General features: G+C 45.6%; 15 protein-coding genes and 4 tRNA genes. 3 read left to right on the plus strand and 16 right to left on the minus strand.

Going from position 1 to position 21,114, the window contains the following annotated elements; all coding sequences use genetic code 11:
- Window positions 1-9 precede the first annotated feature (9 nt).
- From fusA to HUK38_RS01935, 16 genes are all read right to left on the minus strand, one after another.
- Window positions 10-2,106, minus strand: coding sequence for an elongation factor G (gene fusA, locus HUK38_RS01860; protein WP_182582089.1), 2,097 nt, complete (start codon window positions 2,104-2,106; stop codon window positions 10-12).
- Window positions 2,107-2,175: 69 nt separating this feature from the next.
- A complete protein-coding gene (gene rpsG / locus HUK38_RS01865; RefSeq protein WP_182582090.1) occupies window positions 2,176-2,646 on the minus strand; it encodes a 30S ribosomal protein S7 in 471 nt (156 codons plus the stop codon).
- A 52-nt stretch (window positions 2,647-2,698) separates the two neighbouring features.
- Entirely contained in the window at window positions 2,699-3,073 is a 375-nt protein-coding gene (rpsL, locus tag HUK38_RS01870; protein ID WP_182582091.1) for a 30S ribosomal protein S12, read from the minus strand.
- A gap of 380 nt (window positions 3,074-3,453) precedes the next feature.
- Window positions 3,454-7,683, minus strand: a complete 4,230-nt coding sequence (gene rpoC, locus HUK38_RS01875) for a DNA-directed RNA polymerase subunit beta' (RefSeq protein ID WP_182582092.1) — start codon at window positions 7,681-7,683, stop codon at window positions 3,454-3,456.
- 162 nt (window positions 7,684-7,845) lie between these two features.
- A complete protein-coding gene (gene rpoB, locus HUK38_RS01880; protein WP_182582093.1) occupies window positions 7,846-11,994 on the minus strand; it encodes a DNA-directed RNA polymerase subunit beta in 4,149 nt (1,382 codons plus the stop codon).
- 341 nt (window positions 11,995-12,335) lie between these two features.
- Complete coding sequence (gene rplL, locus HUK38_RS01885; protein ID WP_182582094.1) at window positions 12,336-12,710, minus strand: 50S ribosomal protein L7/L12; 375 nt, start codon at window positions 12,708-12,710, stop codon at window positions 12,336-12,338.
- A gap of 62 nt (window positions 12,711-12,772) precedes the next feature.
- Window positions 12,773-13,300 (minus strand): 50S ribosomal protein L10, encoded by a 528-nt coding sequence (rplJ, locus tag HUK38_RS01890; protein WP_182582160.1) that lies wholly within the window; start codon window positions 13,298-13,300, stop codon window positions 12,773-12,775.
- A gap of 376 nt (window positions 13,301-13,676) precedes the next feature.
- Window positions 13,677-14,372: a 50S ribosomal protein L1 gene (gene rplA / locus HUK38_RS01895; protein ID WP_182582095.1), complete on the minus strand. Its 696-nt coding sequence runs from the start codon at window positions 14,370-14,372 to the stop codon at window positions 13,677-13,679.
- A complete protein-coding gene (gene rplK, locus HUK38_RS01900; RefSeq protein WP_182582096.1) occupies window positions 14,372-14,806 on the minus strand; it encodes a 50S ribosomal protein L11 in 435 nt (144 codons plus the stop codon). Before rplK ends, rplA begins: the two co-directional genes overlap by 1 nt.
- Window positions 14,807-15,005: 199 nt before the next feature.
- Entirely contained in the window at window positions 15,006-15,539 is a 534-nt protein-coding gene (gene nusG, locus HUK38_RS01905) for a transcription termination/antitermination protein NusG (RefSeq protein ID WP_182582097.1), read from the minus strand.
- Between the two features lie 3 nt (window positions 15,540-15,542).
- Entirely contained in the window at window positions 15,543-15,920 is a 378-nt protein-coding gene (gene secE / locus HUK38_RS01910) for a preprotein translocase subunit SecE (RefSeq protein WP_182582098.1), read from the minus strand.
- A 35-nt stretch (window positions 15,921-15,955) separates the two neighbouring features.
- Window positions 15,956-16,031: transfer RNA gene (locus HUK38_RS01915), tRNA-Trp, on the minus strand.
- 61 nt (window positions 16,032-16,092) lie between these two features.
- Window positions 16,093-17,283 carry an elongation factor Tu gene (gene tuf, locus HUK38_RS01920; protein WP_182582099.1) on the minus strand — a complete coding sequence of 397 codons (1,191 nt, stop codon included), beginning with the start codon at window positions 17,281-17,283 and terminating at the stop codon, window positions 16,093-16,095.
- A gap of 91 nt (window positions 17,284-17,374) precedes the next feature.
- Window positions 17,375-17,450, minus strand: a tRNA-Thr gene (locus tag HUK38_RS01925).
- A gap of 43 nt (window positions 17,451-17,493) precedes the next feature.
- Window positions 17,494-17,567, minus strand: a tRNA-Gly gene (locus HUK38_RS01930).
- Window positions 17,568-17,595: 28 nt separating this feature from the next.
- A tRNA-Tyr gene (locus HUK38_RS01935) sits at window positions 17,596-17,680 on the minus strand.
- A gap of 269 nt (window positions 17,681-17,949) precedes the next feature.
- Here HUK38_RS01935 and HUK38_RS01940 point away from each other — a divergent pair.
- From HUK38_RS01940 to HUK38_RS01950, 3 genes are read left to right on the plus strand one after another with little or no spacing between them, the layout of a single operon-like run.
- Window positions 17,950-19,431, plus strand: coding sequence for a glycosyltransferase (locus HUK38_RS01940; protein ID WP_182582100.1), 1,482 nt, complete (start codon window positions 17,950-17,952; stop codon window positions 19,429-19,431).
- 19 nt (window positions 19,432-19,450) lie between these two features.
- Window positions 19,451-19,888 (plus strand): D-aminoacyl-tRNA deacylase, encoded by a 438-nt coding sequence (dtd, locus tag HUK38_RS01945; RefSeq protein ID WP_182582101.1) that lies wholly within the window; start codon window positions 19,451-19,453, stop codon window positions 19,886-19,888.
- 18 nt (window positions 19,889-19,906) lie between these two features.
- Window positions 19,907-21,049 (plus strand): phosphoribosyltransferase domain-containing protein, encoded by a 1,143-nt coding sequence (locus tag HUK38_RS01950; RefSeq protein WP_182582161.1) that lies wholly within the window; start codon window positions 19,907-19,909, stop codon window positions 21,047-21,049.
- The last annotated feature ends 65 nt before the right edge of the window (window positions 21,050-21,114 follow it).

Genomic DNA, 21,114 nt, shown 5'->3' on the forward strand with positions numbered 1-21,114 from the left:
GTTTTTTATTTAATGCTTTTTAGTGATTGTTTCAGCGATGCTAGATGGTACTTCGCTGTATTTAGCGAATTCCATACTATAGGTTGCGCGTCCCTGCGTTGCTGAACGTAGATCAGTAGCATAACCAAACATTGATGAGAGCGGCACCTCAGCACGAATAATTTTACCTGAAGGCGCATCTTCCATCCCTTGAATCATTCCGCGCCGACTATTCAAATCTCCCATGACGTCCCCCATATTTTCCTCGGGTGTCACTACTTCAACTTTCATAATTGGTTCAAGTAGAATGGGTTTTGCTTTTGCGCTGCCTTCTTTAAATCCTATCGATCCAGCAATTTTAAATGCCATTTCACTTGAATCTACTTCATGATAAGAGCCATCATAAAGTGTCACTTTAATATCAACCATAGGAAAGCCAGCCAGCACTCCATGAGTCATTGCTTCCTTGATCCCTTTATCAACCGCTGGAATATATTCTTTTGGCACTGAACCGCCAACTATTGCATTAACGAATAGGTACCCAGCGCCAGGGTCTTGTGGTTCAATACGCAAAAAGACATGTCCAAATTGACCGCGCCCGCCTGACTGCCGCGCAAACTTGCTTTCTTGTTCAACCACCGCGCGAATCGTTTCACGATAACTGACTTGCGGTGCGCCAACATTTGCTTCAACACCAAATTCACGTTTCATTCGATCTACAATGATTTCCAGATGCAATTCACCCATACCAGAAATAATCGTTTGTCCAGATTCTTCATCAGAACGCACTCTAAACGACGGGTCTTCTTGTGCCAACTTTGACAAGGCGACGCCCATCTTTTCTTGGTCACTTTTACTTTTTGGTTCAACCGCAACTGAAATCACTGGCTCTGGAAACTCCATGCGCTCCAAAGTAATCGGTTGATCGAGCGCACAGAGCGTATCGCCAGTAGTCACATCCTTCAAACCGACTGCCGCCGCTATATCACCTGCCCGCACTTCTTTAATTTCTTTACGGTCATTGGCATGCATTTGCAGGATGCGCCCAACCCGTTCTTTTTTACGCTTTACTGGATTAAAAACCGTGTCACCAGAATTCAACACGCCTGAATAAACACGGAAAAAAGTTAATGTGCCAACATAAGGGTCGGTAGCAATCTTAAAAGCCAGCGCGGCAAAAGGTGCATTATCAGTTGATGTGCGTTCTTCAAACACCTGACCTTCATCATCGACAGCACCTTGTATAGATGGAACATCCCCAGGGGCCGGCATATAATCAATCACTGCATCTAACATGGCTTGCACACCTTTATTCTTAAATGCAGAGCCACACAAGATCGGGACAATTTCATTTTTTAGAGTACGAATTCGCAAACCTAATTTAATTTCTTCTTCGGATAATTCACCATCTTCGAGATATTTTTCCATCATTTCATCATTGGCTTCCGCAGCTGCTTCTATCAAGCTTTCGCGCCAAGTTTGACACAAATCAACCATGTCTTTTGGAATGTCACCTAATACAAACGTCATGCCCTTGGTTTCTTCATCCCAATAAATCGCCTTCATTCGTACTAAATCAACAATACCGCTAAAAGTGTCTTCAGCACCAATTGGCAATTGAATAGGTATTGCATTGCCACCCAACCGCTCTTTGACCTGCGATACAACCCGCAGAAAATTTGCACCCATGCGGTCCATCTTATTAACAAAAGCTAAACGCGGTACCCCGTATTTATTTGCTTGACGCCAAACGGTTTCTGATTGTGGCTCTACCCCGCCAACCGCACAAAACACAGCGCAGGCACCGTCGAGTACGCGCAATGAACGTTCGACTTCAATAGTGAAATCAACATGACCTGGCGTGTCAATAATGTTAATTCGGTGTTCTTGGTATTGCTGATCCATCCCTTTCCAAAAACACGTCGTGGCCGCAGAGGTAATAGTAATTCCACGCTCTTGTTCCTGCGCCATCCAATCCATTGTCGCAGTACCATCGTGTACTTCACCAATCTTATGTGACAGCCCCGTATAAAAAAGAATACGCTCTGTGGTAGTCGTTTTTCCGGCATCAATATGCGCCATAATGCCAAGATTGCGGTACCGCTCAATGGGGGTGCTACGTGCCACGACTATTCCGTCCTATTGCTATCTCTAAAAAACTAAATAAACAAAAATGATCCAGTGTTAGCAACTCAATTACCAACGATAATGTGAAAATGCTTTATTGGCCTCGGCCATCCGGTGTGTATCCTCTTTCTTTTTCACTGCGGTACCTCGTGAATCAGCAGCATCCATAAGTTCACCTGCAAGTCGCAATGCCATTGATTTTTCAGAACGCTTACGCGCTGCATCAATTAACCAGCGCATTGCTAATGTATTACGCCGTGATGGTCGCACTTCAATAGGCACCTGATAGGTTGCACCACCAACACGTCGTGATTTTACCTCAACAACTGGACGTACATTTTCCATTGCTTGGTCAAGTAATGTCACCGGATCGGCGCCTTTTTTCTCAGCAACTTGATCGAGAGCGCCATAAATAATTCGTTCAGCGACAGACTTTTTACCATCTTCCATAATCATGTTAATAAACTTTGCTAACAATTCACTACCATGTTTAGGGTCAGGTAAAATTTGACGGCGTGCAACAATACGTCTTCTTGGCATGAGATCGGCTCCAAATCTTTAATCATTAAAACGACTTAAAACTCACTGATTTTTATCTTTTAGGCCGTTTAGCACCATACTTAGAACGCCCTTGTCGCCGTTTTTCAACACCTGAGGTATCTAGCGTACCGCGTATTGTGTGATAGCGCACACCCGGCAGATCCTTAACACGTCCGCCCCGAATCAAAACGACCGAGTGTTCTTGCAGATTGTGCCCTTCGCCACCAATATATGATGTCACTTCATAGCCGTTGGTCAGGCGCACCCGCGCAACCTTACGCAATGCAGAATTCGGTTTTTTAGGCGTCGTGGTATAAACGCGGGTACATACACCACGCTTTTGCGGACACGCATCTAATGCTGGCACGTTGCTTTTTGCAACTTTACGCTGACGCGGTTTGCGTACCAATTGATTAACTGTTGCCATAACTTAAAATTGACTCTCCGACGGCGTCTGACATCTAAAATTCTCACGGCAGCAGCACCCGCTGGTCAACTGCGACCGTTTTAAATTAGTGTTATTTATTTTAAGGATACTCAATCGCGTTACGCCTTATCGTCTCCGCGCAATCCGTAACACATTGCCGAAACCATTCCTCAGGCGTAGGCACACATTCGAATATCAGTTGGTTTTACGCTGACATCGTGTTTAGCGCCCGCAAAATTCACGCTCTAAACGTGACATTCTGACACTTGGTAACACTTGATGCAGGAAACAAACAAGCCGGCCAAAAGCCGGCTGACTGAGAGGCGGAAGTATAGAATCGTAGCGCTGGGTTGTCAATCACCTAAAACCTAGCCCGGCAACTATCTCGACAAAACCTGTGATTCAGAATAATCCTTCATTGCCTGCACTAATTCTTTATTTGCAATCTCTCGCCGTTCAATTGCTGTCGTTTCATTTTCAATCGGTTCAATGCGGCGCCGTTGCCGCCGTTCATTATGATGAGCGAGGCCAGTTCCGGCGGGGATCAATCGTCCAACAATCACATTTTCTTTCAGCCCATTCAAATTATCCAATGACCCGCGTACCGCCGCTTCAGTTAATACCCGCGTAGTTTCTTGGAAAGAAGCTGCCGAAATAAATGATTCTGTTGCAAGTGACGCTTTTGTAATACCCAATAACAACGGCTCCCATATTGCGGGGTATTTATTTTCCGCAATGACACGTTCATTCTCAGCGACCACTGTTGAATGATCAACTTGTTCACCGCGCAATAGTCGGGTGTCGCCAGGATTAATAACATGCACTTTACGCAACATTTGACGCACAATCACTTCAATATGTTTATCGTTGATTCGCACACCTTGTAATCGATAAACATCTTGAATTTCTTTAACCAGATATTCTGCCAGTGCAGTCACGCCTTTCAACCGCAAAATATCATGGGCATTTAACTCACCCTCGGAAATAACCTCACCGCGTGCCACCCGTTCACCTTCAAACACACTCACATGTCGCCATTTTGGAATCAGTTCTTCAATGGTTTCCCCATCATCCATTGTAATAATTAGGCGCTGCTTACCCTTAGTATCTTTGCCAAAACTCACTGTGCCAGTTGCTTCTGCCATTAATGCCTGATCTTTCGGTTTGCGCGCTTCAAATAAATCAGCTACACGCGGCAAACCACCTGTAATATCACGAGTTTTACTCGACTCTTGGGGAATGCGCGCCAGAATATCACCCACTCCCACTTGCGCACTGTCAATCACATTTACGATTGCACCAGATGGTAGATAATAGCGCGCCGGCAAATCCGTCCCTGCGAGATTCAATTCCCGTCCCTGTTCATCAAACAAAATGACCACAGGACGTAAATCTTTGCCTAAGGTGGGACGCTGTTTTGGATCAATAACAACTAATGAAGTTAATCCTGTCACTTCATCAGTCTGAGATTGTACCGTTACATTTTCAATAAAGTCTTCAAAGCGCAAACGTCCGGCAACTTCAGTCACAACAGGATGTGTATGCGGATCCCAAGTGGCAACAATTTGCCCCCCTTCGACGTTATCTCCATCATTTGAATGAACTGTCGCACCATAAGGAATTTTGTACCGTTCTTTTTCTGCACCTTTATCATCAACAACGGTTAATTCACCAGAGCGAGAAACAGCAACAAGATTGCCAGTATGATGCCGCACCGTTTTAATATTATGCAGCTTAATAAAACCCGCTGATTTCACTTGAACATCTCTGACAGCGACCGTTCTTGATGCGGCGCCACCAATATGAAATGTCCGCATGGTCAATTGGGTGCCGGGTTCACCAATAGACTGCGCTGCAATAACACCAACAGCTTCACCGATATTAACACGATGACCACGTGCGAGGTCGCGTCCGTAACACTGGGCGCACACACCAATACGCGCATTGCAGGTAATTGCCGACCGAACTAATACTTGACCAACACCATCTTTTTCTATTTTTTCAACCCATTGTTCATCAAGTAATGTCCCAGCTGGACATAAAATTTCATCGCTGCCTGGGCGATAAATATTTGTTGCGGCGACACGCCCAAGAATACGTTCACGCAATGGTTCAACAACGTCACCGCCTTCAATAATGGACGCCATTACCAAACCATTTTCAGTCCCGCAATCTGGTTCAATAACCACCATGTCCTGAGCGACATCAACCAAGCGGCGAGTGAGATAACCCGAATTAGCCGTTTTTAATGCCGTATCAGCCAATCCCTTGCGAGCGCCATGTGTGGAAATAAAATATTGAATAACGTTCAAGCCTTCACGAAAATTAGCGGTAATGGGTGTTTCAATAATGGAACCATCCGGTTTTGCCATTAAACCTCGCATACCCGCCAACTGTCGAATCTGTGCTGCTGAACCGCGTGCACCAGAATCAGCCATCATATAAATTGAATTAAAAGAATCTTGTTCAACAAGATTTCCGTTACCATCAACAATCCGATCCTTGCCCAATTTTCGCATCATTGATTTAGCAACCTGCTCATTGGTATGAGACCAAATATCAATGACTTTATTGTAGCGTTCACCAGTGGTAACTAATCCAGATGCGTATTGCTGTTCAATTTCTTTAACTTGCTCCTCAGCCGCCGCAAGAATCGCTGGTTTTTCATCTGGAACCTCCATGTCTTCAAGCCCAATTGAAATACCTGCACGAGTTGCCATACGGAACCCGAGGTACATAATTTGATCTGCAAAAACGACAGTTTCTTTTAATCCCAAAACACGATAGCATGTATTGATTAGTCGAGAGATTTGTTTTTTACCTAAATTTTGATCAACCAAGGCAAAAGGTAAGCCATTAGGCACAATTTCCCAAACTAATGCTCGCCCAATTGTCGTTTTTTTGAGGCTAATAGTTTCTTGCGGTTGTCCATCTGCAGAAAAGCTGACTTCACGAATACGAACTCTAATTTTTGCATGAAGATCAGCGTGACCAGTTTCATAAGCGCGCCGTGCTTCGGTAATATCACTTAGGATTAAACCTTCACCTTTTGCGCTAATACGTTCGCGGGTCATGTAATATAAACCCAAGACCACATCCTGCGACGGCACGATAATTGGTTCGCCATTTGCGGGAGATAAAATGTTATTTGACGACATCATGAGCGCCCGTGCTTCAAGCTGCGCTTCTAATGATAACGGCACATGAACAGCCATTTGATCGCCATCAAAATCTGCATTAAAAGCAGTACATACGAGCGGATGCAGTTGAATAGCTTTGCCTTCAATTAACACCGGTTCAAATGCTTGGATGCCTAAACGATGCAATGTGGGTGCGCGGTTGAGCATGACGGGATGTTCACGAATAACTTTTTCAAGTGCATCCCATACTTCAGGGGCGCCGCGTTCCACCATTTTTTTTGCTGCTTTAATCGTGGTGGCAGTCCCATTGTTCTGTAATTCACCAAAAATAAATGGTTTAAATAGTTCCAGCGCCATTAACTTGGGAAGCCCACATTGATGCAAGCGCAATGTCGGCCCCACCACGATGACAGAACGACCTGAATAATCAACGCGTTTACCCAAAAGATTTTGCCGAAATCGCCCCTGTTTTCCCTTAATCATATCGGCAAGTGATTTAAGAGGACGTTTATTAGTGCCAGTGATGGCGCGGCCGCGCCGTCCATTATCTAATAGTGCATCAACCGCTTCCTGTAACATGCGTTTTTCATTGCGCACAATAATGTCTGGCGCAACCAAATCAAGCAGCCGTTTTAAACGATTATTACGATTGATGACACGGCGGTAAAGGTCATTTAAATCAGAAGTTGCAAAGCGTCCACCATCTAACGGGACTAAGGGACGCAATTCAGGTGGCAACACTGGTAAAACAGTTAGAATCATCCATTCTGGACGATTGCCTGACGCCTGCAATGATTCAATTAATTTTAGCCGTTTGCTTAATTTTTTAATTTTTGTTTCAGAGCCAGTGGATTCAATATCTTCCCGCATTAATGAAATTTCGGCAGTAAGATCAATTGTGCGTAATAATTCATAAATCGCTTCTGCTCCCATACGCGCATCAAACTCATCGCCATGCGCTTCTAATGCTTCCAAATATTGTTCATCGGATAAAAGCTGCCGCCGTTCTAAATTAGTCATGCCTGGATCAATCACGACAAACGACTCGAAATACAGCACACGCTCAATATCACGCAAGGTCATGTCGAGTAATAAACCAATGCGTGATGGCAGCGATTTTAAAAACCAAATATGTGCAACTGGGCTGGCAAGATCAATATGCCCCATTCGTTCGCGCCGCACTTTAGCAAGGGTTACTTCAACCCCACATTTTTCACAAACTACCCCACGGTGTTTGAGACGTTTATATTTACCACACAAACATTCATAATCATTTACTGGCCCGAAAATTTTAGCGCAAAATAAGCCTTCACGTTCTGGCTTAAAAGTACGATAATTGATTGTTTCAGGTTTTTTTACTTCCCCATAAGACCATGCGCGGATAGTATCTGGTGATGCCAACCCAATTCTAATTGCATCAAATTCTAATGCTGGAACTGCTTGCTTGATAGTCTTTAATGATTCTTTCAAGATGCTAACTCCTAAATGTTCATTACTGTGATGCGTCAAAACAGCGTTTTATGATAGGCAATCGCTGCATAACAACTTGAGGTGTTGAGAGTAATAGTTTGCGACTGACTATTTAAGTCAACAAACCAGATTTATCGTACCTCATTGACGACATCGTCAATATCATTCTAATTCTATATCAATTGCCAACGAGCGAATTTCTTTCACCAACACATTAAATGATTCCGGCATTTCTGCTTCCATTTTATGGTTGCGATCCACGATATTTTTATACATCTTGGTGCGCCCGTTGACATCATCTGATTTAACCGTCAGCATCTCTTGTAGTGTATAAGCGGCGCCATAAGCCTCAAGCGCCCACACCTCCATTTCACCAAATCTTTGCCCACCAAATTGTGCTTTACCACCAAGAGGTTGTTGCGTAACAAGACTATAAGGACCAGTTGATCTTGCATGCATTTTGTCATCCACTAAGTGATTTAATTTAAGCATGTACATATAACCAACGGTTACAGGACGTTCAAAGGTATCACCTGTACGGCCATCATAGAGTATGGTCTGACCGGTCTGAGATAGTCCGGCCAGCGTTAACATTTGCCGTATTTCATTTTCATCAGCGCCATCAAATACTGGCGTAGCCAGCGGAACGCCGCCGCGCAAGTTATTAGCCAGCTCAATAATTTCAGCATCGGTCAATTCATCAAGATTTTCAGTTTTACCACTACTATTATAAATTTGAGTTAAAAAAGTACGCAGTTCAATAATTGCAACCTGTGCTTGTAGCATCGTTGCAATGCGTTGCCCTAATCCCTTTGCCGCCCAGCCTAAATGCGTTTCTAATACTTGACCAACATTCATGCGTGACGGAACCCCAAGCGGGTTTAAAACAATATCAACTGCTTCACCATCAGCACTATATGGCATATCTTCAATTGGTACGACACGCGAAATAACACCTTTATTACCATGTCGCCCCGCCATTTTATCGCCGGGCTGTACACGACGTTTTACCGCCACATACACCTTGACCATTTTTAATACACCTGGGGCAAGATCATCTCCCTGTGTCACTTTACGTTTTTTCGCTTCAAAACGTTCACGAAAGACCTCGCGCTGTTCTTTAATTTGTTTGGCAACTGTTTCTAATTGATGTGCGGCATCTTCACTGCGCAAACGGATTTCTAACCACCGATCACGTTTATTATTGCGCTCTACTAACTCACTTAAATACGTTTTAGTAATTTTAGCGCCCGCTCTCAACCCGTTAGGTCCGCCATCTGCAACCTTGCCCAATAACATCTTCTCGACACGATTAAACGTATCATTTTCCATAATACGCAATTGGTCATCCAAGTCTTTTCGCACCCGTTCAATTTCGGCTGCTTCAATTTGTAATGCTCGTTTATCCTTATCTATTCCATCGCGGGTGAATACTTGTACGTCAACAACCGTACCCGCCATTCCCGACGGCAGACGCAACGACGTATCCTTTACATCTGACGCTTTTTCACCAAAAATAGCGCGTAATAACTTTTCTTCTGGCGTTAATTGCGTTTCACCCTTTGGCGTGACTTTTCCAACTAGAATATCGCCATCACGCACTTCAGCACCAACATAAATAATGCCAGATTCATCCAGTTTTGCTAATGCCGCTTCACCGACATTTGGAATATCACTAGAAATTTCTTCTGGACCTAATTTGGTATCACGCGCTAAACAAGATAATTCTTCAATGTGAATACTGGTGAACCGATCTTCTTGTACAACTCTTTCGGAAACTAAAATAGAATCTTCAAAGTTGTAACCATTCCAGGGCATGAACGCGACCCGCAAATTTTGCCCTAATGCTAATTCACCCATATCAGTTGAGGGACCGTCAGCTAATATATCGCCACGCCCCACAATATCTCCAGGGCGAACTAATGGGCGTTGATTAATACAGGTGTTTTGATTAGAGCGGGTATATTTCGTTAAATTATAGATATCAACACCCGATTCACCCGTTTCTGTTTCATTATCATTCACGCGGACTACAATTCGAGCGGCATCTACTGAATCAATCGCACCGCCACGTCGTGCCCATACCACAACGCCAGAATCCTTTGCAACGACACGCTCCATTCCTGTACCAACTAATGGTTTTTCGGCTCGCAACGTTGGCACTGCTTGACGCTGCATATTTGATCCCATTAATGCCCGATTGGCATCATCATGTTCCAAAAAAGGAATTAACGATGCAGCAACAGAGACAATTTGGCGCGGCGAAACATCCATATATTGAACATCTGCCGGCGATTTCATTGTGAATTCATTTAAATGACGGCAGGATACTAACGCATCTGTCAAACAACCGTCAGCATCAAGCGTCGCATTTGCTTGTGCGATCACAAAATTGCCTTCTTCAATTGCTGATAAATGTTCAATTATTTTAGTCGCATATCCATTTTGAACTTTACGGTATGGAGTTTCTAAAAAACCATACTTATTTGTTCTAGCATACACTGCCAATGAATTAATCAGTCCGATATTCGGGCCTTCAGGCGTTTCAATCGGACAAACTCGTCCGTAATGGGTTGGGTGTACATCGCGTACTTCAAACCCCGCACGTTCACGAGCTAAACCACCGGGACCTAAAGCGGAAACGCGACGTTTATGAGTCACTTCAGATAATGGATTATTTTGATCCATAAACTGAGACAATTGGCTTGATCCAAAAAACTCTTTAATAGCGGCGGATACTGGTTTGGCGTTAATCAATTCTTGTGGCATTAATCCTTCAGATTCCGCTAATGATAGGCGTTCTTTAACTGCGCGTTCTACTCGAACTAACCCAATGCGGAATTGGTTTTCAGCCATTTCACCAACGCAACGAATACGCCGATTGCCGAGATGATCAATATCATCTACGGTGCCTTTTGAATTACGGAGTGCAATTAAAACGCGCAAGGTATCAACAATATCGGAACTATCACCCTGTTGTGCGTATAATTGACGGGCGAATTCATCATGGCGCTGACTGAAATATCGGCTGTCATATAAAATGCCCGGACCTTCAGTTGCTTCACGCGCTAGACGCCGGTTAAATTTCATTCGCCCAACGGCGGATAAATCATAACGATCTGGTGTAAAAAAGAGATTATGAAAGAGGTTTTGTGCTGCTTCACGCGTTGGCGGTTCACCCGGGCGCATCATGCGATAAATTTCAATTTGAGCTTCCAAATCTGTGCGTGTATGGTCAATACGCAAGGTTTCTGACAAATAAGCACCATGATCGAGATCATTAACAAATAGTGTTTGTAATTCGGTCACGCCTTTTTGACGCAGCGTCATAAATAACTCAGGCGTTAACTCACTATTCGCTTCGGCAATAACCTCATTTGTTTCGGTGTCAATGAGAGTTTGGGCAAGTGTTCGTCCAAACAAAAAGGCTTCTGGGACAACAAGACGTTCAATTCCAGCTTTTTGTAATTCACGGATATGGCGTGTTGTGACGCGCCGTCCCGGTTCAACCAAAACAGTATCGCCAATGCAGATTTCAAAGTTGACAGTTTCACCGCGTAACCGTTCTGGTACCAGCACAAATTCAATGTCATTAATAAAATAAAACTGATCCGTATCAAAAAATAGCCGCAATATGTCATTTACGCTATAGCCCAATGCGCGCAATAACATAGTCGCCGGTAATTTACGACGTCTGTCAATACGAACATACACATTATCTTTTGGATCGAATTCAAAGTCGAGCCAAGAACCACGATAAGGAATGATGCGTGCTGAAAATAACTGCTTGCGTGATGAATGTGTTTTGCCTTTATCACTATCAAAAAACACGCCAGGAGAGCGATGTAATTGCGACACAATGACACGCTCGGTACCATTAATAATAAAGGTGCCAGTTTCAGTCATTAGTGGCAAATCGCCCATATAAACTTCTTGTTCTCGAACGTCTTTAATAACTTTCGCACCAGCGGGCGCATCTTTATCGTAAATCACCAAACGTAATAAAACCCGTAACGGCGCTGCATAGGTCGCGCCCCGCAAATGACATTCACGCACATCAAATGCCGGTTCACCCAAGCGATAACTGACATAATCCAACACCGCATTACCTGAATAACTTTCAATTGGTAATACTGATTTAAACGCTGCATGTAACCCCATGTCTTGGCGTTGATTTGGACGCTTATCGCTCTGCAAAAAGTCACGATAGGAATCAATTTGAGTTGCGAGCAGAAAAGGAACGTCCAAAATACTCGGACGTTTGCCGAAGTCTTTGCGAATGCGCTTTTTTTCGGTGAACGTGTAGGCCATTCTGCCTGATCCTCTTGAGGAAACTAGGAAGTGACGCTGACGCTAATAAAACTGGGTAGTGCCATGATGTTTAGAGGGTATTTGCTAGATAATTGTCATTAAATGACTAGCAAAACCGCTCCATTTTATCAACAGGATCACCACCACAACCAATGCCTTGCTATCTTAAATAACTCCATAGGCACAGGCGCGTATTCTTAAATGATAATACGCGATCAAGTTTTTATAGTTGGATATTAATCAGCGCGGGTCTTTAACTGGAAACAACAAAAGGCCGGCAGCCAATTGCTACCAGCCCGCGTTGTGCGCTTAATGCACAACGACCTAAAAAGGCTGCTTGTTTATTTAATATCGACAGAGGCGCCAACCTCTTCGAGTTGCTTTTTCGCTGATTCAGCATCTGCCTTAGAAATCGCTTCTTTCAGCGTGGTTGGCACTCCTTCAACCGCATCTTTGGCTTCTTTCAAGCCTAGTCCGGTAATTGCACGGACGACCTTAATAACTGACACTTTGTTCGCGCCAAATGAAGTTAAAATGACATCGAACTCAGTTTGTTCCTCAACGGGCGCTGCTTCTGCGGCCGCTGCCGGGGCCATTGCCACTGCCGCTGCCGCAGTGACACCAAACTTTTCTTCCATTGCGCTGATTAAATCAACGACTTCCATCACCGTCATATTGGCAATGGTTTCCAAAATGTCTTCTTTTGATACGGCCATTTATAAGATGCTCCTGAAATCTAATGTGGGAATAAGTCAATTCCCCAAGTACGCTTAATGGCTTACGCAGCCTGTTTGGCATCGCGCACAGCCGCCAATGTTCGTGCCAATTTAGAGGGCACTTCATTAAGCGTCGCTGCCAATTTTTGTACGGGCGCTTTCATCACGGATAATAACTGACTAATCGCTTCTTCATAGGTCGGCATTTTTGCCAACATCGAAAGTTGCGATGGATCCAACAACTGACCAGATACAGCTATCAGTTTGACTTGAAATTTGTCATGTTCTTTCGCAAAGGCTTCCGCGACACGCGCCACTGAACCCGGATCGTTGCGCCCAAATGCAAGCAACAGAGGACCACGCAACCCCGCTTGCATACACGCAAAATCCGTATTTTCTAAAGCACGTCGCGCCAGCGTGTTTTTGACCACTCGCACATAAACACCGGCTTTACGCGCTTCAACACGCAGCTTTGTCAGTTGCTCAACGGTCAATCCACGATACTCGGCACCGATCGCCGAATAGGCAGTCTTTGCGACTTCCGCGACTTCGGCGACGACCAGTTCTTTTTGGGCGTAATTTAGCGCCACGTTCGTCACCTCAATTGATATTATGAGGACTTCAATAGCCCCCCACATGACTAACACGTTTGTATTGATACATCCACTGCATCAACACTAACCACTTGTAACGTGCACTGTTAATTAGGCAAATATACCCAAATCAAAAGCACCGTTTGCGCAGGCAAGTATTAAGCTGGGCATCGCTCAATCCTGATCTCAAACACCAACACCTGCGGTCTTCAACGGCAACTGACAGCGAACGCCAGCGCCTTAAAGTCAAATAACTTAATGCTGTATTACTAAATAAATCTATACGACACATTAAGCAAAATTCGTCAACATTATTATTGATGATAAGCGGGTGCTATTAAAAGAAACAGCAACCCGGCTTATCTCAACTACATTAAAACTTCAGGGAACTTTGGTCTAATAATAACCCCGGACCCATTGTTGTTGAGATCGTGACTTTCTGCATATAAATCCCTTTAGCAGCACTTGGTTTAGCCTTCATCAAATTGGTCAACAAGGCTTCTAAATTTTCCTTGAGCTTGATTGGTGTAAAGTCTGCCTTACCGAGTGGGCAATGAATAATTCCAGCCTTATCAGTTCGATAGCGCACCTGACCAGCTTTCGCATTCTGTACCGCTTCAGCAACATTTGCTGTCACTGTACCAACTTTTGGATTTGGCATTAACCCGCGTGGACCAAGCAACTTGCCAAGTTGACCAACCACGCGCATTGCATCAGGCGAGGCAATCACCACGTCATAAGGCAAATTACCCGCTTTCATGTCCTCAGCCAGATCGTCCATGCCAACGCGCTCGGCACCCGCCGCCACCGCTGCGTCAGCATTCGCACCCTGCGCAAATACCGCCACGCGCACCTGTTTGCCAATCCCATGCGGCAACACCGTCGCGCCCCGCACCACCTGATCGGATTTACGCGGATCAACGCCAAGATTCACTGCCACATCAACACTTTCCACAAACTTGACTTTGGCAAGCTGTTGTAAAAGGGCAAAAGCCTCTTCCGCCGGATACAATTTACCGCGCTGAACTTGGGCGCGAATCGCCTGCATTCTTTTAGTTAACTTTGCCATTAGTCCAGCCCCTCAACATTAAGTCCCATTGCACGAGCGCTGCCGGCAATTGTTCGCACCGCCGCCGCCAAACTGGCCGCATTCAAATCTGGCATTTTAGTTGTTGCAATTGCTTCTAATTGCGCTCGATTGACTGTGCCGACCTTAACTGTATTGGGTGTACTACTCCCTTTACTAATTCCCGCCGCCTTTCTTAATAAGACCGCGGCAGGCGTCGTTTTAGTAACAAAAGTAAAACTACGATCCGAATAAATCGTAATCACAACCGGCGTTGGCAATCCTTTTTCCAAGTCTTGTGTACGCGCATTGAAAGTTTTACAGAATTCCATGATATTAACGCCATGTTGACCCAATGCCGGACCAACAGGAGGGCTAGGATTTGCCTCACCCGCTTTAACCTGCAATTTGACATAGGCAGTAATTTTTTTTGCCATGAAAATAATCCTCGCGGGTACGAACGCTGGCGCAACGCACAACAGCTCCCCAAATGATTGAATACTTTAAACACACATCCACAACGCGAACACTGCTGTTCTGTGAGGGATTTTTAATGGAAAACGAATGATGTGAGTCACATCGTATTGAATAAGCAAAACAGATTGTTTGAACGCTGTTTTTTATTCAATGAGATATTTAACTCTTTTCGATTTGGGGGAAATCCAATTCAACTGGAGTGGGACGCCCAAAAATTAATACTGACACCTTAACTCGACTTTTATCGTAGTCTACTTCTTCAACTACACCATTAAAGTCAGTGAAGGGACCATCAACAACACGCACAATTTCACCTGGCTCATAGAGAACTTTCGGGCGGGGTTTTTCAACTCCTTCCTGAACTCGTTGCAAAATCGCCTGTGCTTGTGAATCAGGAATCGGGGCGGGGCGATCACCCTGTCCACCAATAAAACCCATAACTTTTGGCACATCGCGCACCAAATGCCAAGTTTCATCGGTCATTTCCATTTGAATCAAAACATATCCCGGAAAAAATTTCCGCTCGCTTTTACGTTGTTGACCACCACGCATCTCGACTACTTCTTCGGTTGGCACCAGAACATCCCCGAAATATTCCTCCATTCCAGCGCGAGCAACTCGCTCTTTCAGGGAACGTTGTACCTGTGACTCAAAGCCCGAAAACGCATGGATGACATACCAACGCATTGACATGCGTTATCCCCCATGCCCAGTCAGTAAGCGCAAAATGGCCATCAACATCATATCAAATAGCCACAATAAAACACCCAGTATCAGCACCATGATTGAAACAATCAATGTTGTCTGAAATGTCTCTTGACGAGTTGGCCAAATAACTTTGCGCACCTCGACCCGAGCATCGACTGCAAACCGCCACATCTGCTGCCCTATTTCAGTAGTGAGTGCCAGTGCCGTTGCACCCGAGGCAAAAACCAACAATGCAACCACCCGCAACAACAGAGAATAGTCTGCAAAAAAATAAAACCCCCAGATACCAATAATGACAACCATTATCGCTGCTACGAGTTTGACCGTGTCCAGACTAGTTTCACCAGTCTCGGCTCGAATATTCATTAGATTAGGTGTTATCTGAAATTATCGGAGTTATATGGCAGGCCAGGAGGGAATCGAACCCCCAACCTGCGGTTTTGGAGACCGCCGCTCTGCCAATTGAGCTACTGGCCTAAAAATTCATGACGTCCTGTTATCAATCAATTTGACAACCAACACGTCATTTTATGATTGATTAGGCAATCACCTTCGCAACCACACCCGCCCCAACAGTGCGCCCGCCTTCGCGTACCGCGAAGCGCAGCCCTTCTTCCATTGCAATTGGCGCAATCAATTTAATAGTCATTTTGACATTATCGCCGGGCATGACCATTTCAATGCCTTCCGGCAACTCACAGGCACCTGTAACGTCAGTAGTACGGAAATAAAACTGCGGACGATAACCATTAAAAAATGGTGTATGGCGCCCACCTTCTTCTTTACCTAACACATACACTTCAGCCTCAAAATGCGTATGTGGCGTAATGCTATTTGGCTTTGCTAATACCTGTCCACGTTCCACATCATCACGTTTAACACCGCGCAATAGCACACCGATATTATCGCCTGCCTGCCCTTGATCGAGCAATTTACGGAACATTTCAACGCCGGTACAGGTCGTTTTCACGGTGTCACGCAAGCCAACAATGGCAACTTCTTCACCAACTTTAACAATGCCACGTTCCACCCGACCAGTTACAACTGTGCCGCGTCCTGAAATGGAAAACACGTCTTCAATAGGCATTAAAAAAGCGCCATCAATCGCCCGTTCTGGCTGCGGGATATAGCTATCTAGCGCATCCATTAAGCGTTCAATAGACTGCGTTCCTAATTCAGAAGTATCGCCATCCAATGCCATTTTAGCCGAGCCAGTGACAACTGGTGTATCGTCGCCGGGGAAATCATAGCTTGACAGCATTTCCCGCACTTCCATTTCCACCAACTCTAATAATTCAGCATCATCCACCATATCGGCTTTATTTAAATAAACCACGATATAAGGCACACCGACTTGGCGAGATAATAGAATATGTTCGCGTGTTTGAGGCATGGGTCCATCCGCCGCCGAAACGACTAAAATAGCACCGTCCATTTGCGCAGCACCGGTAATCATGTTTTTGACGTAGTCAGCATGTCCCGGACAATCCACATGTGCGTAATGGCGATTTGCAGTTTCGTATTCGACATGCGCTGTTGCAATGGTAATACCGCGCTCGCGTTCTTCAGGTGCATTATCGATTTGGTCATAAGCCCGCGCTTCGCCACCAAACTTTTTTGACTGCGTCACGGTAATTGCAGCAGTTAATGTCGTTTTACCGTGATCAACATGACCAATCGTGCCAACATTGACATGCGGTTTTTTGCGCTCAAATTTTTCTTTAGACATAAATGCGTTCTCCGCAAACTAAAATCTTTTGGTATCTAATAAACTAAAACGAATAATCGCATAATGTTCAGTGACACGGTGCGATTAAAATTGGAGCCCATGATCGGAATCGAACCGATGACCTCACCCTTACCAAGGGTGTGCTCTACCATCTGAGCTACATGGGCAGTCAATGTGCCGAATGGAAGCGCTTGATTGCACAAGGGAAGTTGGAGCGGGTGATGGGAATCGAACCCACGCCATCAGCTTGGAAGGCTGAGGTTCTACCTTTGAACTACACCCGCGACAAGCTCTAATACGCCAACAATTATTTGGTGGAGGGGGGAGGATTCGAACCTCCGAAGGCTGAGCCGTCAGATTTACAGTCTGATCCCTTTGACCGCTCGGGAACCCCTCCAAAATGAGCTATTCAGTCTATATGCTCAGGCGCACGAGGTCAACTGTTAAAATGCACCACTACCCACACTAACCGCCATACACTGTCATGCCAATCGTGTGTCCCGCTGCGCTGCCAGCACCATTTTAGACCGGCAGCACTACATATTGCACACATTATGAGCGCACCTGACACAACACATCGGTTAAACTAACCCGCTATATGCCTGCCCGCTGGTCAAGATCCCATCATCAATATTTCCCTTTTACTCTTTCAGGAAACAGCACGACATGGTTGCTTTAGAATTGCTCGTTGAGTTTTTATTGACAGTCAGCCTCGCCATGCTCGCGGTCATGTCGGCACACTTGGGACTATTGGCACTGGCGCGCTGGTCAACGCACCGCCCATCATGGTTACCAAGTCCGCCCCGCCTGATCCCCGCGTCCCCACTGACCAATTATCCGGACGTGTTGGTGCAGCTCCCTTTATTTAATGAGGGAGAATTAGTGACACAAATTCTCACCGCGGTCACCGCCCTCGACTGGCCGCGTGACAAATTATGGATTCAGGTGCTAGACGACAGCACCGACGACTCGCTCATCACCAGCCGCCGGGCGGTGGCAGCGGTCAAACACGCCGGATTTCACGTCGAACTACTGCATCGCCGCAAACGCACCGCATTCAAAGCGGGCGCACTAGCAGCCGGGCTGCGCCGCTCAACCGCCGCCTACGTCGCCATTTTTGACGCCGATTTTCAACCACCACCCGACTTCCTCCAGCGCACCGTCGGCGTACTATTGGCAAATACAGATTTGGCCTACGTTCAAACCCGCTGGGGACATGCCAACCGTGATCACAGCCTACTCACCCGCGCCCAAGCCCGCCTGCTAGACGGACACTTCCGCGTCGAACAAGAAGCGCGTGACAGCCTCGGATTACCCGCCCCCTTCAACGGCACCTGCGGCGTGTGGCGCCGTACCGCCATCAACAGCGCCGGCGGCTGGCACGGCGACACGCTCACCGAAGACCTCGACCTCAGCCTCCGCGCACGGCTACACGGCTGGCGCGCCGCCTACCTCAGCGATCTAGTCGTGCCGGGTGTGCTCCCCACCTCACCCCGCGCCTGGCGCACCCAACAATTCCGCTGGACAAAAGGCTTTGCCCAATGTGGCATTAAATTATTACCCGCCGTCTGGAGCAGCCCCCGCCTATTCCACTGGCAACGACTTATGATTACCTTGCAATTAATTCAACCATTAGCATTTTTATTTGGCATTTTATGTTTATTACTCGGTCTACCATTCATTGCGGGCAACATGACACCAGGCTATGTTTTAACCGCTGTTGCACTCATCACCAGTGGTGTTGGATTAATTGGACCCATTGCCGTCTTATTACTCGGCGGCCGCGGTGAACCAAAATTAAGTGTACTCCGCGATGCCCTCATCGCAATGGTATTAACTGCCGGCTTATTGCTCTCAAATGCCCGTGCGGGTTTTGAAGCCATGATTGGTTTTCGCAGCGACTTTATTCGCACACCAAAAGCGCGTTTACACACTTCCAATAACAATCAAAAACGCTGGTGGCGCTGCGGTTTAGCCGAACTCATTGCCGGGTTTAGTTTATTAATCTTCTCACTTCTTGAAGCACCAGCCGCCACCGTTTCACTCACACTGGTCATCGGTGGATTATTAAGTTTTGGTTTGATGCAAGCCCACGAATCCGGCGCTTTTAATAAACCAGCGCAGATATGGGCGCGGTTAGGGGAATAAATATACACTTCCAACAACGATGATAGGTTTATTACAACGTGTCACCCGCGCACAAGTGGAAATCGCCGGGTACTGCGTCGGCACAATTGGTCATGGATTACTTGTGTTCATCGCTGTACAGCCAAATGATAACGAAGCAAATGCCATGCGTTTATTAGAGCGGTTGCTGAATTATCGCGTATTCCCCGACGACGCCGGACGCATGAATCTTAGCTTGCGTAACACGGGCGGCGGTTTATTATTGGTGCCGCAATTCACCCTTGCCGCAGCCACCGATCGGGGCAATCGCCCAAGTTTTACCACCGCCGCCTCACCTGAATTAGGCGCCCGTTTATTTGAATTAACCTGCCAATATGCAACCAGTCAACACGCACCAATTGCTACCGGGCGCTTTGGTGCAGATATGCAGGTCAGTTTAATCAATGACGGCCCCGTCACCTTTTGGCTCACAGCATAATAAAACATATTGCCTGCCATGCCAATTGAACAGCACGATATTGAATTATTAACTGGGCGCCTCAGCGTGACGGTGTATGATGCAGACTGGCCATTAAACACACTCTGCGGCTTTGCGGCACGGGCAAACCCAAAACGTGGTTTTTTATTTGTCAGCAAGGTATTAGGCAAGCATCTGCCGTCATCCCCAAATCAAATGCAACAATTGCATGAATTATTAGCTGCGAAATTAACTGACCTACAGCAACCATGTTTATTTATTGCATTAGCCGAAACAGCAACCGGATTAGGTCAAGGGATTTTTGAAGCAGCACTGAACCAACAACCTAATTTACAAGCATTATTTATTCACAGCACCCGCTATCTATTGCCAGAACGTCCGCATTTTGCATTCCAAGAACCACATTGCCATGCGCCAACCCATTTTCTTTATCAACCAATCACACCCCCGCATTTGCGTTTATTCAACAACGCTCGTGAGTTAGTCATTATTGATGATGAAATAAGTACCGGCACAACGCTATTCAATTTAATTAATCTGTATCGTACGCATAACTCATGTTTAACCCGAATAACCTGTGTTACAATTACCAATTTTAGTGGTCTTGACACCGCCGAACACTGGTCAAATCAACTCGGTCTCCCCGTACGTTTTGTGACAGCATTATCGGGTGAATTTAGGTTTCAGCCAACATTACATCAGCCATATCAATTTGCACCGAATGCGACTGGTTATGATGCACAGCAAGATCAAGCTATTGCACAACATTATGGAAGATTTGGTATTAACCGAGCGGTGATTTTATCAGACACAGAATTAAATTTATTAACTGCGGATTTACCCCCTAATACAGCGGTATTGCTATTAGGCACAGGTGAATTCATGCACATGGCATTTCGGCTTGGATTAGCATTAGAACAGCGCGGTTACGTTGTGAGCATTCAAGCAACCACGCGCTCTCCCATTTTAATTGGTGCAGCTATTCAACGCCGTTTAATTTTCGCAGATAACTATAGTGAAGGCATTCCAAATTATCTATACAATGTTGATCCAACGCAATACACCCGAATTATTATTTGCCATGAAACGCTGTCGTCAGCTATTCAGCCATTGATTCAACAACTCGGCACTAAATGCGTAAATTATTCTGTTTTAACCTAATGAAAGCAGTGATTTTAATGGCAGCATTTGCTATCAAAACGGCGGCTAAACTCATTGCAATGTCT

The sequence above is a fragment of the Thiospirillum jenense genome (assembly GCF_014145225.1).
GTDB classification, from domain to species: domain Bacteria; phylum Pseudomonadota; class Gammaproteobacteria; order Chromatiales; family Chromatiaceae; genus Thiospirillum; species Thiospirillum jenense.

Coding starts and splice junctions, on each gene's coding strand:
- rpoB (WP_182582093.1), bottom strand. CDS start 11,994: ATGGCCTACACGTTCACCGAAAAAAAGCGCATTCGCAAAGACTTCGGC.
- HUK38_RS01940 (WP_182582100.1), top strand. CDS start 17,950: ATGGTTGCTTTAGAATTGCTCGTTGAGTTTTTATTGACAGTCAGCCTC.
- dtd (WP_182582101.1), top strand. CDS start 19,451: ATGATAGGTTTATTACAACGTGTCACCCGCGCACAAGTGGAAATCGCC.
- rpsL (WP_182582091.1), bottom strand. CDS start 3,073: ATGGCAACAGTTAATCAATTGGTACGCAAACCGCGTCAGCGTAAAGTT.
- rpsG (WP_182582090.1), bottom strand. CDS start 2,646: ATGCCAAGAAGACGTATTGTTGCACGCCGTCAAATTTTACCTGACCCT.
- rplK (WP_182582096.1), bottom strand. CDS start 14,806: ATGGCAAAAAAAATTACTGCCTATGTCAAATTGCAGGTTAAAGCGGGT.
- tuf (WP_182582099.1), bottom strand. CDS start 17,283: ATGTCTAAAGAAAAATTTGAGCGCAAAAAACCGCATGTCAATGTTGGC.
- HUK38_RS01950 (WP_182582161.1), top strand. CDS start 19,907: ATGCCAATTGAACAGCACGATATTGAATTATTAACTGGGCGCCTCAGC.
- rplA (WP_182582095.1), bottom strand. CDS start 14,372: ATGGCAAAGTTAACTAAAAGAATGCAGGCGATTCGCGCCCAAGTTCAG.
- secE (WP_182582098.1), bottom strand. CDS start 15,920: ATGAATATTCGAGCCGAGACTGGTGAAACTAGTCTGGACACGGTCAAA.
- rplL (WP_182582094.1), bottom strand. CDS start 12,710: ATGGCCGTATCAAAAGAAGACATTTTGGAAACCATTGCCAATATGACG.
- nusG (WP_182582097.1), bottom strand. CDS start 15,539: ATGTCAATGCGTTGGTATGTCATCCATGCGTTTTCGGGCTTTGAGTCA.